This window comes from Paenibacillus sp. FSL H7-0735, from assembly GCF_038008505.1.
Lineage (GTDB): Bacteria > Bacillota > Bacilli > Paenibacillales > Paenibacillaceae > Paenibacillus_AQ > Paenibacillus_AQ odorifer.
This window is the reverse complement of the sequence record NZ_JBBOZH010000001.1, coordinates 2,833,762-2,850,060: the sequence shown is the minus strand read 5'-3', so window position 1 is coordinate 2,850,060 and position 16,299 is coordinate 2,833,762. Positions and strand designations below refer to the sequence as shown.

Sequence of the window (16,299 nt, the reverse complement as noted above, 5' to 3'; positions counted from 1 at the left end):
GAGGAAGGTATTTTCAACCTTGCTCTTGCTTTTAGAAAGACGTAGGTGCTATTTTTTGTTATAATCAATGCAATGCGTTGTTTATGAATTCAGACATATATAAAGGGGACGTAACCATGACTCAAATTATTAAAACTCTAACTATTGCAGGCAGCGACTCCAGTGGTGGCGCAGGCATCCAAGCGGATCTAAAAACATTTGAAGAGTATGGTACCTACGGCTTTAGTGCCTTGACCACTATCGTTACTATGGACCCGGACAACGGCTGGCACCATAATGTTTATCCAATTGATGCCTCCATTGTTGCTGAGCAGTTAAAAACTATTTTCGCTGGTGGCCCGGTTAATGCCATGAAGACAGGTATGCTTGGAAGTGTTGAAATTGTGCGCGTTGCAGAGCAAGCGATCAAAGAAAATCTTCAGACTAATGTAGTTATTGATCCAGTTATGGTGTGCAAGGGTGAAGATGAAGTCTTGAACCCTGACAACGCTGAGGCTATTCGTGACTTATTGCTACCACTAGCAACTGTGGTCACCCCAAACTTGTTTGAAGCAGGTGTTCTTTCAGGTCTTGGCAAACTTACTACCCTTGAGGAAATGAAAGAAGCTGCCCGTCTGATTCATAAGCTCGGTGCACGTAATGTCGTGGTTAAAGGCGGCAAAGCACTCGGCGGTGATCAAGCGATTGATATCTTCTTCGACGGTTCTGAGTACACTGTATTCCAAACAGCCAAAATCGAACCCGCTCACAATCACGGGGCTGGATGTACTTTTGCCGCAGCGATTACAGGCGGTCTAGCTAATGGCTTAACGGTTCATGAAGCTGTTGCAAAAGCTAAAGATTTTGTCTCCGCAGCCATTCGTAATGGATTTGCGTTTAATGAATATGTGGGTCCTGTATTTCACGGTGGTTACCGTTTAGAACGTTAGAACTCGCAATCCAATTACACATAAAAATAAATGGCAGTCCAGACGCTGAACTTCAGCTCTGGACTGCCATTTTTATTTACTATTATTGAAAATCCGTAAATTCAAAACTTTGCTTACCGAACATAGATTTTTTATACGATTATTTTCATAAAAAAAGCACCCGAATCAAGATTCGAGTGCTTCTGAGCTACGTCCTCTAATTATTTTATCAAAATGGATAAAGCACTTTTTGACGCCAAACGGAAAGATAATTCATCCGCTCCCGGCAAGTTCAAAGCCACATTCTCAGCCTTTTCACTATCGTTGAACAGAACAACTGCAATAGAGTTATCTGTATTCTTAAAAGCTACGGAACGAATCACTTCTTGATTGGTGGAAGCGTCAATACGCACAGCCTTCGGACGAATAAATTTACTGAAATGTGCCAGCGCATAATAGTCGAGCGTATACGTAAGCTCCTTGGTCTCTTGGTTAACTGTCACAACACCACGACAAGTACTTTTGCCAAAACCCGGTACGGTTGGGCCGTTCTTTTCATCTAAGGCCATATTCCATAACACAAAGGATTTACTATGATTTCTGAGAATATCAATCCCTGTTCTCATTACATTGGAGAAGGCTTGTTCAAACGGAGGAATCCATTCTCCACCAGAACCTTCTGTAAAATGCACTTCTTTATCAGCAAAAGCTTTCAGAACCTCTGATTGCGCTGACGCATTGCCACCATACCAGTGCCAAGCTACACCATCTACTTCATCTTTTGCATAATCGAGCACGGTTAACGGATAATCTGGACGATCCCAGTTGTGGTCGTAGCAGAGAATTTTTGTAGCGATGTTATGCTTAACAAAGCTCGGCTTCAGGTAGTTTTTAATGAAATCTTTTTGCGCCTCAGGCAACATTAACATACTAGGGTAGTGTTTTGGTTCAAATAAAGGCTCGTTCTGTGGTGTTACAGCATAAGTTGGCAATCCGTGCCCTTCAAAAGCTTGAATATATCGAACAAAATAATCGGCATAAGCCTGATAATATTCTTGTTTAAGTTCTCCAGCAATCATCGATCCGCTAGTCTTCATCCAACCTGGCGCACTCCATGGAGAAGCCATCAGTTTGATCTCAGGGTTAATTTCCAGAGCTTGTTGCAACAAAGGGATAATGTCTGCTTCATCATGTGCGATAGAGAAGTGGGTTAATTCCGTATCCGTTTCCTGTGCAGGTCTATCATCATAGCTATAAATATCTCTAGCATAATCCGATGCCCCCATTGGATTTCTTAATACGGACAAACCAATTCCATCTTGTGCGTCAAAAAGCTTGCTCATGACTTCCTTTTTCTGTTCGTTGTCCAGGACTTGATTAATCAAATAAGCGGATGAATCCGTAAAAGATGCTCCAAAGCCATCCATTTCCTGAAAGGTTTGATTCTCGTCAATAGTTACAGTAGTGGTCGCCTCTGCGTCAGCAATTGGAGTTAATTGTTGCAGACTTTGCTCTACAAACAATGTATTCTCCCCGGTGGATTGATAAATTTTAAGCTCTGGCATGTTGTTTCCCTCCATCTTTCTATGAAGAGGCCCCAGTGAAGGGGCCACATTCTATTTTCTAACTTATTTAAGGCCTAATTTTTCTTTGTTGTTTTTCATTTTTTCAGAACGAACTTCTACAATCTTATCCCAGTTGTTATCATTTAAAAATGTTTTGTAAGCAGCTAAGGTGCTGTCGAATGTAGCATCGTCTTTAGCGCGGATCATACTTACAAGCGTAGTGTTCCAAGTAGTATCAATTGCAGTAAGACTGCGAGCTTCAGGCGTTCCTTGAGCCGGGTTAATGTTTTCAAGAATAAAGTGTGGTTTTAGCTTTCCTTTGCCCCACTCTTGCATTTGTTTAATGGAATCTGCGAATGCGTCATTACTCAGCGCTTTATCACGGTCATGTCCAAAGAACATAAATTCGCCCATCCGGTAATCTTTTTTGAATTTATCGGCATTATTTAATTGCAGGTCTTTGATTTCAGGCAAGAATTCAATTTTACCGCTGTCGTTAACTTTATAGGTTTCTCCTTCAATACCGTAGTTCATGAGCTTTTGTCCTTCGTCGCTGAGCAAATAAGTGTAAATTTGAATCGCTTTTGCAGGATCCTTAGCCTTTTTAGTAACATAGCTAATCATCCAACCTGTAATTCCGGATTGATTCAACGTTGGTTCATGTCCAACAGTACTTTGTGGGCCATCAATAGCGATATATTCCTTGCCTGGATTTTCTGTCATGAAGATTTGCAGGTTACCACTTTGTTGCGGTGTTCCATCCAAAAGTATTGTTGCATATTTACCGGATTTCACTTTTTCTTCAAAGGCAGTACCGTCATCAGCAAAGCTGTCATCACTGATGTCACCATTTCTGTAGACTTCATTTAACGTTTTCAACCACGTCAAGTAATCCTCATCCAGGTTACGGTTGTAGAATTCGCCATTTTCAGTTTCCATCGGCACTCCGATAAAGTCCTCCAATACATCTCCCAAAGAACCAGTGCCTGAACCAATGGAGTTAAAACCAAAAGGAATCATGTCCGGGAATTGTTTTTTGATTTGTTGCATAACGCTCTTGAATTCTTCAGGAGTTCCAAAGCTTGGTTTTCCAATGGCCTCGTAAACATCCTTACGGATGACAAAGGCTGTTTTAGCAGGGATGTTACCGCTATCATAATCGTTTTGCGTATTGGAATAGTTAGGGTATCCATAGGTCTTGCCATCTGCTAACTGGAACCAGTTCATCGTATCTTTTTCTGCAACTTTATTGAAATACGGATCATATTTATCTGCCAGATCATTCAAAGGCAATGCCCATGTAGCAGCTTTTTGTACGACTGGAGAGTTGGAATCAAAAATAGTCAACAGGTCTGGCATTTCACCGCCGGCAAAAATCGTATTCAGCTTAGTGTCATCGCCTGTAATGAATTTAATGTTGATGTTTAAATCCTCTTTAATTTTCTTGGTGACAAGGTCTTTTCCGAAATCAGTATTCCACCAGTCTGCATTCACGTACCAAGTCAGATCTGTTGTCTCTTTTTTTGTATCCAGCTTCCATGCCGGTGTTTCCGGATCTATAGTATAACGGCCTTCAATGGAGCTTAACTCTTTACTGGAGCTGTCAGAATTACCTTTCGATCCACAACCTGTAAATACTAATACAACAGCCATAAGTGCCGTACAAAGTTTGAGTCCTTTTTTCCCAAATGCTTTGTTCATCTTTTATTTCCCCCTAAAATGTTTTGTAAGTATTCACTACTTGGAAATTTACTTACTATTCCTTCACCGCCCCCATCATCATGCCTGAGATAAAGTACCTCTGTAATATTGGATACATCACAACAATCGGCAAAGTTGTAATGACAATTGTTGCTAGTTGAACCCCTTTAGTCGTAGTTTCGATAATCGCAGATCCACCCACATTTTGCATGGATTGTGTTTGCGACTGAACAATGATTTCATAGAGCTTCATCTGCAGCGGGTAGAGCGATTGATCGGTAATATATAACTTGGTGGTCATAAAGTCGTTCCACTGCCCAACCCCGTTAAATAACGCAATGGTGGCCATAGCCGGCATGGAAAGAGGGATAAAGATTTTTAGGAAAATGCGCCAGTCACCTGCACCATCAATTTTGGCTGACTCTTCAAGTGAATCCGGTACATTTCTGAAGAAGTTCATTAGAATAACTACATCATAATAACTGAACAAGGCCGGGATAATATAAACCCAGAAGCTGTTTAAGAGGCCTAATGATTTAATCAATAAATACGTAGGGATCATTCCACCTGAGAAAAACATGGTGATTACACCCATGGCAACATACAGCTTACGTCCACGTATGTATTTCTTACTCAAGCCATAACCGATCATGGCACAAAAGAATACGTGGGTAATGACACCAATAAATGTTTTGGCAAGCGATACTACGAATGCTAAACCAATGGTCTCATCTTGAAATACAGCACGATAATTTTCCAAGGAGAACTCTGGAGACCAAAATATGAATCCGCCTTCCGCAAGCGCCTTGCCCGAGCTTAAAGAGGATATGACTACATTCCATAAAGGAACGACAATAATGATTGTACAAATACAGAGCAGGATAATATTTAAGGTATTAAAGATTCGACTATCGAGATCTTCTTTAGCCACCGTACGATTCACAGAAATGCCTCCTTCTACAGAACTGATTGATTATCATTTAATTTACTGGATACTTTGTTGGCGCTAATCAGTAGGATGACTGAAACGATGGAGACACCTAAACCAACAGCAGTAGCATAAGAGAAGTCACCTTGCGTCATACCCATACGATACACATAAGAATTAATGACCTCCGCCTTAACGCGGTTCTGAGAATTCATCAATACCAGGGTTTGATCCAGATTTGATCCTAATAAACCGCTTACAGTGAGAATCAGATTTAAACTGATAATCGGCTTCATATTAGGAAGCGTAATATTCCAAATTTGTCTCATACGACTTGCGCCATCTATTTTGGCAGCCTCATAATAAGTAGGATCTATTTTCGACATAATGGCTAAGTAGAGAATCGTTCCCCAACCAGCCTCTTTCCAAATATCGGATAACGTTGCAATCCACCAGTATTTATTCGCATCAAGCAAAATATTTACCGGTTTCGAAATCAGTCCCAAACTGAGCATAATCTCATTAAACATACCGGATGAGGAAAACCAGGCAATCAGCATCCCGCCGAGAACGATCCAGGACAAAAAGTGTGGTAAATAAGAGATGGTTTGCACTATCTTTTTAAAGCGTCCGCCACTTAATTCGTAAATCATAACGGATAAAATAATAGGAATAACAAACCCTATGGCTAATTTCAGAAAGCTGATCCCTAATGTATTGACTACAGCGTCCCAAAAATATTTATCAGATAAAATAATTCTGAAATTATCGAGCCCTACCCAAGGTGCAGAATCGAGCGTATCAATTACGGTGTAGCTTTTAAAAGCAATCGTCAATCCGTAAATCGGAATAAAACAAAAGATAATCATAAAAATAATTCCCGGGATGACCATGGATTGAATTTCCCATTGTCTCTTGTAATCAATTACAAATTCTTTGACCCTCTGCCCCATAGGCTTTTTCCCGCTCATTGGATTCTTTCCGTTTGCTGGCACTACGGCTAATTTATCCACTTTTTCTTCTCCCCTCCAAATCATGATCCCCACACAATAAAAACGTTTTTATTTTTTTGAAAAAAAAACCCTCCCAAAACAACAAAATTATAAAAAATGATCGGGTAAAATCTTGAACCCATTACATATATGTGTTCTTACCGACCAATCTTTACTTGACTAGAACCTCTTACGACTAATTCACCCGCCAATTTCATCATCTCGCCCTGTTCCTTCTTCTGGATCATGCGAACTAGGTGATTAATAGCCAAAATACCTTGTCTAGCAATTTGATTTCTTACCGTAGTTAAAGGTGGTGAGAAATACTGCGCAATATCAATATCATCAAACCCCATAACGCTAACATCTAGCGGAACTTCGTATCCATGCGATTTCAAAGCTTGAATACATCCAATCGCACTCAAGTCGTTCCCTGCCAAGAAGGCATCAGGTATTTTATCAGGACTATAATGAAGAAAAGATTTTATAGCGTTGTAAGTGCTTTCTTCTTCAAAATACCCTTGTATAATATACTCTTCATGCGTGGGTAGCTGATACTGACGCAAAGCAGCTAAGTATCCTTCTCTCCGCTGAACACTGTCGTACATCTCATCCACACCAGATATGTAAGCAATCTTTTTATGCCCTAGACTGATTAAATATTTGGTCGCTTCAAACCCCGCTTCAAAGGAATCAAAAATCACGCTTCCCATCGTGTCGTTCTTAAGCGGTCGATCCAAAAATACAGCCTTGATCTTGTCTTTCACCATTGCAGCAATTTCTTCTTCGTCTATTCTCAGCTCCTCGTAGATAATGACACCATCCACTCGCCGGCCTAGAATATTGCTCATAATCACTTGTTTATCCTTGGTAACAAATACATTCAGCCCGTAACCTAGCCGATCACATTCACGCGACATGGACTCAACCAGCTTATAGAAGTATGGACCCGACACACTTGTTGTGAAAAAACCCAGCATTTTGGTTTTCCCGTTCCTAAGGAGCTTACCGTTCAGGTTAGGAACATAGTTTAATCGCTTCGCAACCTTAAGAACATGTGATTTCGTCTCCGGGTTCAATACATCTACGTCATTTAACGCGTTGGAAACCGTAGAAATGGAGACTCCAGCCTCTCTGGCAACATCTTTGATCGTTACCTTTTCCATAATGATTCAATCTTCCTTTACGAATAAAAACGTTTTTATAGATTTAAATTAACATAAAAACGTTTTCATTACAATATATTTTTTATTTTTATTTTATCAGAGGTAATAATTGGTACACAAGCTTAAATTTTCTACAGAATCTTATAAACACTTTACCTGTAAACTCGAAATCATTCGTAATACACTCTAAACATAATGTCTTGCTCGTAGTTCCCAAATCCACGGCCATATATGGTTAGTCCACCTCTTCTCCGTCCGCTATTCTCTGCCGTTAAACGAAAGGTCCACTGATCCTGCTCTACTCGTACATCCTCTAAGGTAATATCTGAGATTTGCTGCCCATCCACAAAGGTTCCACCTGCATTAATCCGCAGAACCTTCAGCAAACCATATTGGTTAACATCCGAACGCCACCAAATGGGATTTAATCGTCCTCTAGTGAGGCCAAAGTCGCCCGGACTGGTCCATTTTCCTAAATCCTGTCCATTCATCATAAAGCCGATATCCGACGGCCACTTCTCATTTACATGTGGAGCTTCGGAACCTATTTCCAGTGAAATCTCAATCTCTTGCACCACTTGATCTTGAAATAGATAATTTGGAATCTTGTACTCGATAGAACCTTTCGCAAACCATACAATGCCGGCATTCACCCGTTCCGGGTCCAGAAAATAACGTGGATCATCATAATAGCCGATCAGTTTCTCAGTAGTAGCAATCCCGCAGGTAGGTAAAGCCTGAATATCGGTATATTGCCCTACAGGGATAGACACCTCAACCACCTTTCTGGCAACTCCACGGGAGCCCGATAATTTAATCTGCAGGTAATTCGCAGACAAAGAACAATATTTATAGGTCCCTCCATTTACTCGTCTCATTTTAGAACTGATCAGGCCTGCTTTTTGCAGCTTTGCTACATGAGTACTAACAATTGCACTACTAAGATAGAGCTCCGCTGCCAGCTCTTTGATGTGCATCTCTCTGCGGTCCAGAAGTTCAATAATTCGCAGCCTAACTTCACTTGCCAGTGCTTCATACACCTGCAAAGATTCAGAATCTGTGGTTAAGTACATTTCAACGTCTCCTATGCTTATTGAATTAGTATTTTAACGAATCCTAAATTAATTCATTGCTTATTATAAGCTAAAATCAGTATCATGTAATCATAAAACAATTACTTAATTAGTGAAATCATTAATTCAACTAGAGGGAGCTGTACACTCATGCCGATTAAATCGACAATGATTATTGACAAAGATTTCAGACTAGCTGAAGTAGACCCGCGGATCTACGGCTCATTTATCGAACATTTAGGAAGAGCAGTTTACGGTGGGATTTATGACCCGGGTCACCCTACTGCGGATCAGAATGGTTTTCGGAACGATGCCATCGAAGCTATTCGTGCCCTAAACGTTCCTATCATCCGTTATCCTGGAGGAAACTTTGTATCCGGTTACAATTGGGAAGATGGGGTTGGACCCAAGCATGAACGCAAGCAATCTCTTGAATTAGCTTGGTGGACCACAGAAACCAATCAAGTGGGTACCAACGAATTTGCAGATTGGGCTAAGCTCGTAGGCAGCGAAGTCATGATGGCAGTTAACCTTGGAACACGCGGCATCGATGCAGCTAGAAATCTAGTAGAGTACTGCAATCATCCTTCCGGTTCCTACTACAGTGACCTGCGGATCTCTCATGGGTATAAAGAGCCCCACGCTTTTAAGACCTGGTGCCTCGGAAATGAAATGGATGGTCCGTGGCAGATTGGAGCTAAAACCGCGGTCGAATATGGCCGGTTAGCGAACGAAACTGCAAAAGCTATGCGCTGGGTCGATCCAACGCTTGAGCTTGTGGCTTGTGGCAGCTCCGGCAGCGGCATGGACACTTTTGCCGAGTGGGAAGCTACCGTGCTTGATCTTTCTTATGATAATGTGGATTATTTATCACTGCATACGTACTACAATAACAACAATGACGACACGCCTAACTTCCTAGCCCGCTCCATGGATTTGGATCATTTCATCAGCAGTGTGGCTGCCACCTGTGATTATGTTCAAGCGAAGAAAAAGAGCAAAAAGAAAATAAATCTGTCGCTCGATGAATGGAATGTATGGAAATCACAAGGCAGCAGCCGTGCCGAACAACACTGGCAGATCGCACCGCCAGAATTCGAAGATGTGTACACACTTGAAGATGCACTTGTTGTGGGCTGCTGTCTTATTTCATTATTGAAGCATGCTGATCGTGTGAAAATGGCCTGCTTAGCGCAGCTGATCAATGTTATCGCCCCAATTATGACTGAAAATGGCGGACCGCTTTGGCTGCAGACTACTTATTATCCGTACCTGCATGCTTCCCTTTATGGTCGTGGAACCGTACTTCACCCGCTGATTTCCAGCCCTAAATACGATTCCAAAGATTTCACTGATGTGCCTTATTTGGAAGCCATTAGTGTATACAACGAGGAGCTGAATGAAGTAACCGTCTTCGCTGTAAACCGCCATTTATCCGAAGGACTAGAGCTCGACGTGGATCTGCGCAGCTTCAGTTCCGTAAACATTATTGAGCATATTGTACTGGAACATGAAGATATTAAAGCTGTAAATACCAAATCCAATCCACATAATGTGATGCCTAGCCAAGGCAAAGCCGTTGTTGAGGGTGGACATGTAAAAGCCCTTCTCGCAAAAGCTTCCTGGAATGTGATTCGACTGCGTGTGAACGGCTAAGTTAACTTGTAATAGTCATAGAAACGCCCCCATGAATCTTTAATAAGCCAGAGATTCATGGGGGCGTCTTCGTTATTTTATTCTGAAAATTGTCACGGATTGCTTCGGAAATTCATAAGTATAGCTGCTTCCTTCTGTCTTAAAGCTGGTTTGTTTCGGAGAGACCCGCTGCTTATTCTCAAAGTTATTTTCGTCCTCAAGCTGGTATCCCGACATTTCATAGACTTCGATGGTCAGTGCTTCTTTTACCAAAGATTCCAGTACAACCTCTGCAGAAACACTGTTCTCTTGTACATTTACTGTCTTGAGGATAATATCCCCCGTTAAATCTTCCACACTTGCCGTGTAATACAGCGGTTCAATGACCGGAAGTTTATCTTCTGTCTCATTCACCAGTTCTCCGTTAATAAAAGTACGGATATGTCTGCCCACTACTTCTAGCTTAAGATCGTATTCTACGTCTGTTTCAACAGTAAACATAGCATGCGTCAGAACAGAATTTCTTCCGTTGATAATTGAGGCCACAATCGAATCCTGATTCTGCCAGCCACCAAGCTCCCAGTACAAATGATTCTGATCATCCGCTTTACCAAAATAGAAGATAAACCCTTTATTCCCTGCGGTTCGTGTAGCCTTAAAATGCAAAGTATAGTTTTCCCACTCTGTCTCACCAAGCTCTAGTGTCCGTTTAGCCGTTCTGTTCTGAGCAGGGTCAGGCAGATTTGAAACCTCCTCTGATAAGTCAGAATACGTCTTCACTTCTCCCGTAAGATTGTTGACTAATGTGATCTCGGAGAAACGAGCAGCAGAGGCATCCACACCGAAACTGATGGCTCCAGTGATCGCTTCCTTTCTGCTTTCCTTCGTTGCCGTGAAGCCATCTGCTTCCATCTTCAGCAAATGATCTCCCTGATGGTTCATGAATAGCTTTTGCACATAATAGTTTGCCGTTCCGTACACTTCATGATTATTGAACCAGATCAGGTCCGGCTTCCAGTTGATATAATCCACATTACAGAGCATTGGAGCATAACAAGCTAAGCCAACGGCATGAGCATTATTTTGCAGACCTGTCATAAATGCTGCTTCTACTAATGCATTGTAATAGGTATTGCCCCATGAAGCATATTCACCGAGGAATACCTTTGGCTCATCCGCATTGAAGTCATCATAACGATGATGATTAGCCAGGAACCATTCAGGTGTACAGTAATAATGCTCGTCTACGAGGTCAGACTTATTCTCTTTTGCCGACGTCCAGCCCCGTTCATATTCCTGACCGGCAGAGAACGGGCCACTAGAATTAATGACCTTGATTTCCGGATATTTTGCTTTGATGGCTTGATGAAAGTAAGGATATCTCTCGAAAAAGGGTGCACCTACCTCTTCGTTCCCAATGCCGACATACTCCAGCCCAAAAGGCTCGGGGTGACCCAGTTCTGCACGAATGCCTCCCCACTTCGTGGAAGAATCCCCCTTGGCGAATTCAATTAAATCCAAAGCATCCTCAATCCAAGGCGTTAATTCATCCAGCGGGACCATCCGTTTATGATGCGGGTCATAGCCGCCCGGAAGAACGGGGATCGGCTTAGCTCCAATATCCTCACAGAACTGAAAATATTCATAATAACCTAACCCAAGCGTCTGATTATATGACCAGTTATTGCGTCTTGCCGGTCTTTGTGCAACATCCCCAATCGTATTCTTCCATCTGTACATGGAGTCTCTGTCATCTGGATCCAAGGAACCGTCATGCACCAGACATCCTCCTGGGAACCGCATAAATTTAGGTTTTAAATCAGCGAGCAGCAGCGAAATATCTTCACGCATGCCTCCGGGTCTATTCTTAAAGGTCTTCTCAGGAAACAGAGAAACCATATCCAGATATACCTTCCCGCTACCTTTGGTAACGATTACAAGACGACTGCTTGTGTCAGTGCTATTAGCTGTGATAACGGCTTCATATCGGTTCCATTCCGAGCTGCTAACGGCTATTTCCACTTCACCAAGAATGGTGCCGTCTGTGCTTTCGATGTTTACGGTAAGCGGCACATCAAAGCTTGTCTCCCGACGGGCATACACCGAGAAGTTATAATTCTCGCCTTCTTTTACCGGAATACCACTGTTAAAGCCTAGATTCATCAGGCCAACGCCGTCACCTTCAGCCACAATATCGATGGCAACATAATGTTGGTTACGATCATTTAAGGGCTTGCTGTCTTCTACAGAGATATTCACCTTTCCATCTCCACGTTCTACAGGCTCCCAAGCCATCAGCGTATGATAATCTGCCCGGTCAATCGGGTCGAATTCAAAAGATCGGTTCTGAACTAGCTCAGCGTAAAGCCCACCATCGGCCGCATGATTCAAATCCTCGAAGAAAATACCGAATAGATCGCCTAACTCCGCCCCCCGCTGCTGCGTATGTATCGTCAATTTTCCTTCTGTCTTCATTCTTTTGTCTTCCTCCTTGTGAATTCCAATTTAATTTATATTTATATTACTTAGTTCATATCAATATAAATCATTATAATAACTCCTCTCTACATTCGTCAATTCGAAAACGAAAAACTGACACCGAATTCCCCTCGATGTCAGTTCACACTAGGAAGCCCCCTAGTATAGGTTATAAAGAATACGTAAATTGATAGCTGCCCGAACCTATTTCGAGTCTCACTCCGTTATCGACCAAGCTGATGCTGTGCACGCCTCTGGACTGCTCTACAGGAACTCCATTTTCTAATAACCCTAGTTGATTGGCTCCAGGCAGAACGACAATACCGTTGGTATTGGCAGGAATCGTAACGAGGATCACCATTCCATTATCCTCTGATCGCCGCCACGCTGACTCCACTTTTCCGTACATGGTTTCAAGACTAGCTTCTGCATAATCCAGACCGGGGCCTGGCTGTGGCTTGATATGAACGATTTTGAAGCCAGGCTCCAACTCATCTGTTCCAATTCCTGCAACGTAACGATACAACCATTCACCTATTGCGCCATAGGCGTAATGATTGAAAGAATTCATATCTGCACTCCAGAAGCTGCCGTCCTCCTTGATCCCATCCCAATGCTCCCAAATCGTCGTCGCACCTTTCGTCACCTGATACAGCCAGGATGGATAATCCTTTTGAAAAAGAAGCTTATACGCGAGTTCGTTATTTCCAATCTCGCTGAGCACAGGATTCAGATAAGGTGTGCCCACGAATCCAGTAGTCAGATGATCCTTAGCTTCAGCAAGCAGCTCAGTGAGCTTCTGAATTGCACGTTCTTTGGCGACCCCTTCTACAAGATCGAAACGTAAGGCTAATATCTGTGCAGTCTGTGTAGAGACGGATAACCTGCCCGCAGGTGTTATGAACTCATCACTGAATGCTTTTATAATTTTGGCGTGCAGCTCACTATAATAGTCCACGTCCTCCGATTTTTCTAAGGCTATTGCCGCTTTCAAAGTCAGAGAAACAGAATAGGCATAAAAAGCGGTGGCGACATAATCCCGATCTGTAGCCCCTACATAGCTGTCTGGCTTGGAATCAAGCGCTAGCCAATCGCCGAAATGAAACCCAGTATTCCATAGATAAGGATTGCTTCCCTGTGCATAAATATAAGAAATCCATTGCTTCATGCTCTCGTATTGCTCTGCAAGCAGCCTTTTGTCGCCATACATTTCATAGATTGTCCATGGACAGATCGTAGCTGCATCTCCCCAGGCCGCAGAAGAATGGTTAGTATCTCCGTCGCCAGGAGGAGCTGCTCTCAGCTCTGGAATAAAAAACGGAATGCCGCCCTCAGGGGTTTGGTCTGCCTTCAAATCCCGCAGCCATTTCGTAAAGAATGGTGCCGTATTCATCAAATAAGAGGCTGTGCGGACAAACATCTGAGCATCCCCCGTCCAGCCGAGCCGCTCATCACGCTGTGGACAATCAGTGGGCACATCGAGGAAATTCCCTTTTTGCCCCCACAGGATATTGTGATGCAGTTGATTCACAAGTGGATCTGAGCACTGAAAATCACCCGTACGTTCCATATTGGAGTGCATCACAATTCCTGTGAAATCCTCTAGTTGAAGATCTGCTGAGAACCCACTAAGCTTCACATACCGAAAACCTTGGAAAGTGAAGTGTGGTTCATACGTCTCTTGCTCTCCACCTTTCAGAGTATAGCGGATGCACTGTTTCGCTTTACGCATATTCTCCGTGTAGAAATTTCCGTCCCGGTCTAATATTTCAGCATGCTGAAGTTCTACCGCCTGACCAGATTGACCTTTCACATTAAATTTTAACCACCCTACCATGTTCTGGCCCATGTCCAGCACTCTATCTCCCTGCGGGGTAGTCAGCAGTGCAATCGGCTTCAAGGTTTCAACTTGTGTCACTGGCACATTTTCCTGGGCAACGATAATCGCTTTGGAATAGTTAATAATCTCCACTGGATGCCAACCTTCTGATGAAGGATCGGTGATATCCAGCTCCAGCCGAGCATCATAGGTTTCACCATTATAAATTTCAGACATCATAATTGCGCTTTTTGCAGCCTGCCAATTCTGATCTGAGCTAATAAGCTCATTTGAACCGTCTGCGTACCGGATATGAAGCTCCAGCAGAAGTGAAGTCTTTGATCCATAAATCTCCTTTTGATTATCCCAGCCCAAATACCCTCTGTACCAGCCATTGCCTAACAGTGCGCCTAACGCATTCGCACCTTCATGCAGAAGCTTTGTGACATCATAAGTTTGATATTGCAGCCGTTTACTGTAACTGGTCCAGCCTGGAGTAAAATAATGATCTCCCACCCGACTTCCGTTCAGCTGCAGTTCATACAAGCCCAAAGCAGTAACATAAATCCTTGCACTTTCCACTGGACCTTTTACATCCACGAATGTACGAAGCTGTGGGCAAATCTCAGAATCTTGTGAAAAAGAGGCTGTAGGAGCGCTGATCCACTCCGCCTGCCAATTCCCTGCATCTAATAGTCCGGTTTCAAAAAATGCAACCTCAGACCAACCCGAGTCTGTTGCATTCTGATTCCATGCCCGAACCCGATAATAATAACGCGTGCGAGCTTCCAGCAGCAGACCTTCAAGCTCAACATGGATCGATTGAGAAGACTTTACTTCCTCTGTATCCCATAGCTTGCCTTGAAAAAGCATATTCTCAGCCACTTGAATTTGATAAGCAGACTGCATGCAGTCCCTGTCATCTGAAACTAACTGCCAACTGATTCTGGGTCTGATCACATCAATTCCTAGCGGATTTTCTTTGTACTCACAACGAAGCTTAGTGATTGCGAACATATAGATAAAAACCTCCCTCTATAGCTACAAATTAGTCTTTGCCCTATAATTATAGCTGCGTTACCGCTTTCATCACCCGGTAAAAAGGACATCATACCCCTGCAATCATGCCATAAATTTGGAAGGGAAATTATACATGCAACGAACCACCGAGTTGTTCAAAAGTGAAGTCTTTTTTCAAAACGATCTGCATCTGCTGGTTAACCGCTATTCAGAGAACTTCCATGCCCCTTTTCATGCACATGAATTTATTGAGTATTGCTATGTAGCTGAAGGAAGAGGTTTTCATCACCTTGAAAATGAGATCTTTCCCGTTAGAAAAGGAATGCTGTTTGTGATTCCTGTAGGTGCTCCCCATGTGTTCCGTCCAGCATCTTCTGATACTTTAGGGAATCGCCTGATCGTCTATAATTGCCTTTTTGATATGCAAATGGTGGAGCAATTAAATATCGTCCTTCAAGAGCCATCTATCCGGGAGCACCTAGCCACTCTTGGGAGTAGCAGCTCATCTTACTTTTCCGTCTCAGATCGAGATGGCTCGATTGAGCGCTTAATGCTGAATTTATATCATGAAATGTCGGTATCCGGTATGGGCTCCAAAACAATGCTTTACACCCTGCTGAGTCAATTAATCATAGCAGTGTACAGGCAAAAATACGGAGAAGATGACAAATCTACGATGGATATGGCAGACTTCACGCAAGTCATTCAATACCTAGAGCATAATCTGTCGGAGAAGATTACACTTGCCGAATTAGCCCGTATTTCACAGTGGAGCAGCAGGCATCTTCAGCGCATGTTCCACAAGCATACTGGCCAGTCCTTTGGGACCTACTTGAAGAATCTGCGAATGCATAAAAGCTGTGAATTGCTGCGTACTTCTGGACATAAAATTAATATGATTGCCGAGCTAGTTGGTTACCGTGACATCGACTCCTTTAACGCTGTATTCAAAAAAATAGTCGGCCAGACACCCATCGCGTACCGCAAGCTCTACAGATCATAAAAAAGCCGATG

The 16,299-nt window shown here is 42.8% G+C and carries 11 protein-coding genes; 3 read left to right on the top strand and 8 right to left on the bottom strand.

Annotation, left to right across the window (positions count from 1 at the left end; all coding sequences use genetic code 11):
• Nucleotides 1-116: 116 nt before the first annotated feature.
• Nucleotides 117-929, top strand: a complete 813-nt coding sequence (gene thiD / locus NSS82_RS12725) for a bifunctional hydroxymethylpyrimidine kinase/phosphomethylpyrimidine kinase (protein WP_076273068.1) — start codon at nucleotides 117-119, stop codon at nucleotides 927-929.
• 200 nt (nucleotides 930-1,129) lie between these two features.
• On the opposite strand, the gene NSS82_RS12720 is transcribed toward thiD, so the two are convergent.
• The 6 genes from NSS82_RS12720 to NSS82_RS12695 all read right to left on the bottom strand — a co-directional run bounded on the left by NSS82_RS12720 (nucleotide 1,130) and on the right by NSS82_RS12695 (nucleotide 8,333).
• Nucleotides 1,130-2,473 (bottom strand): glycoside hydrolase family 30 protein, encoded by a 1,344-nt coding sequence (locus NSS82_RS12720; RefSeq protein WP_036689741.1) that lies wholly within the window; start codon nucleotides 2,471-2,473, stop codon nucleotides 1,130-1,132.
• Between the two features lie 63 nt (nucleotides 2,474-2,536).
• Nucleotides 2,537-4,174, bottom strand: coding sequence for a sugar ABC transporter substrate-binding protein (locus tag NSS82_RS12715; protein WP_038569996.1), 1,638 nt, complete (start codon nucleotides 4,172-4,174; stop codon nucleotides 2,537-2,539).
• 55 nt (nucleotides 4,175-4,229) lie between these two features.
• Nucleotides 4,230-5,117, bottom strand: a complete 888-nt coding sequence (locus NSS82_RS12710) for a carbohydrate ABC transporter permease (protein WP_036689738.1) — start codon at nucleotides 5,115-5,117, stop codon at nucleotides 4,230-4,232.
• A gap of 14 nt (nucleotides 5,118-5,131) precedes the next feature.
• The gene (locus NSS82_RS12705) at nucleotides 5,132-6,073 is read right to left on the bottom strand and encodes an ABC transporter permease (protein WP_036689816.1); all 942 of its coding nucleotides are present in this window, start codon (nucleotides 6,071-6,073) and stop codon (nucleotides 5,132-5,134) included.
• Between the two features lie 179 nt (nucleotides 6,074-6,252).
• Nucleotides 6,253-7,260, bottom strand: coding sequence for a LacI family DNA-binding transcriptional regulator (locus tag NSS82_RS12700; RefSeq protein WP_036689737.1), 1,008 nt, complete (start codon nucleotides 7,258-7,260; stop codon nucleotides 6,253-6,255).
• A 170-nt stretch (nucleotides 7,261-7,430) separates the two neighbouring features.
• Nucleotides 7,431-8,333, bottom strand: coding sequence for an ArsR/SmtB family transcription factor (locus NSS82_RS12695; protein ID WP_076100771.1), 903 nt, complete (start codon nucleotides 8,331-8,333; stop codon nucleotides 7,431-7,433).
• Between the two features lie 150 nt (nucleotides 8,334-8,483).
• Here NSS82_RS12695 and arfA point away from each other — a divergent pair, with 150 nt between their 5' ends.
• Nucleotides 8,484-9,989 (top strand): arabinosylfuranosidase ArfA, encoded by a 1,506-nt coding sequence (gene arfA / locus NSS82_RS12690; RefSeq protein ID WP_076100772.1) that lies wholly within the window; start codon nucleotides 8,484-8,486, stop codon nucleotides 9,987-9,989.
• A gap of 72 nt (nucleotides 9,990-10,061) precedes the next feature.
• Here arfA and NSS82_RS12685 read toward each other — a convergent pair whose 3' ends face one another.
• Nucleotides 10,062-12,443 carry an alpha-L-arabinofuranosidase C-terminal domain-containing protein gene (locus NSS82_RS12685; protein ID WP_076273069.1) on the bottom strand — a complete coding sequence of 794 codons (2,382 nt, stop codon included), beginning with the start codon at nucleotides 12,441-12,443 and terminating at the stop codon, nucleotides 10,062-10,064.
• A 172-nt stretch (nucleotides 12,444-12,615) separates the two neighbouring features.
• The gene (locus NSS82_RS12680; protein ID WP_076273070.1) at nucleotides 12,616-15,282 is read right to left on the bottom strand and encodes a family 78 glycoside hydrolase catalytic domain; all 2,667 of its coding nucleotides are present in this window, start codon (nucleotides 15,280-15,282) and stop codon (nucleotides 12,616-12,618) included.
• 136 nt (nucleotides 15,283-15,418) lie between these two features.
• On the opposite strand from NSS82_RS12680, the gene NSS82_RS12675 reads away from it, so the two are divergent.
• Nucleotides 15,419-16,288, top strand: a complete 870-nt coding sequence (locus NSS82_RS12675) for an AraC family transcriptional regulator (protein WP_076273071.1) — start codon at nucleotides 15,419-15,421, stop codon at nucleotides 16,286-16,288.
• The last annotated feature ends 11 nt before the right edge of the window (nucleotides 16,289-16,299 follow it).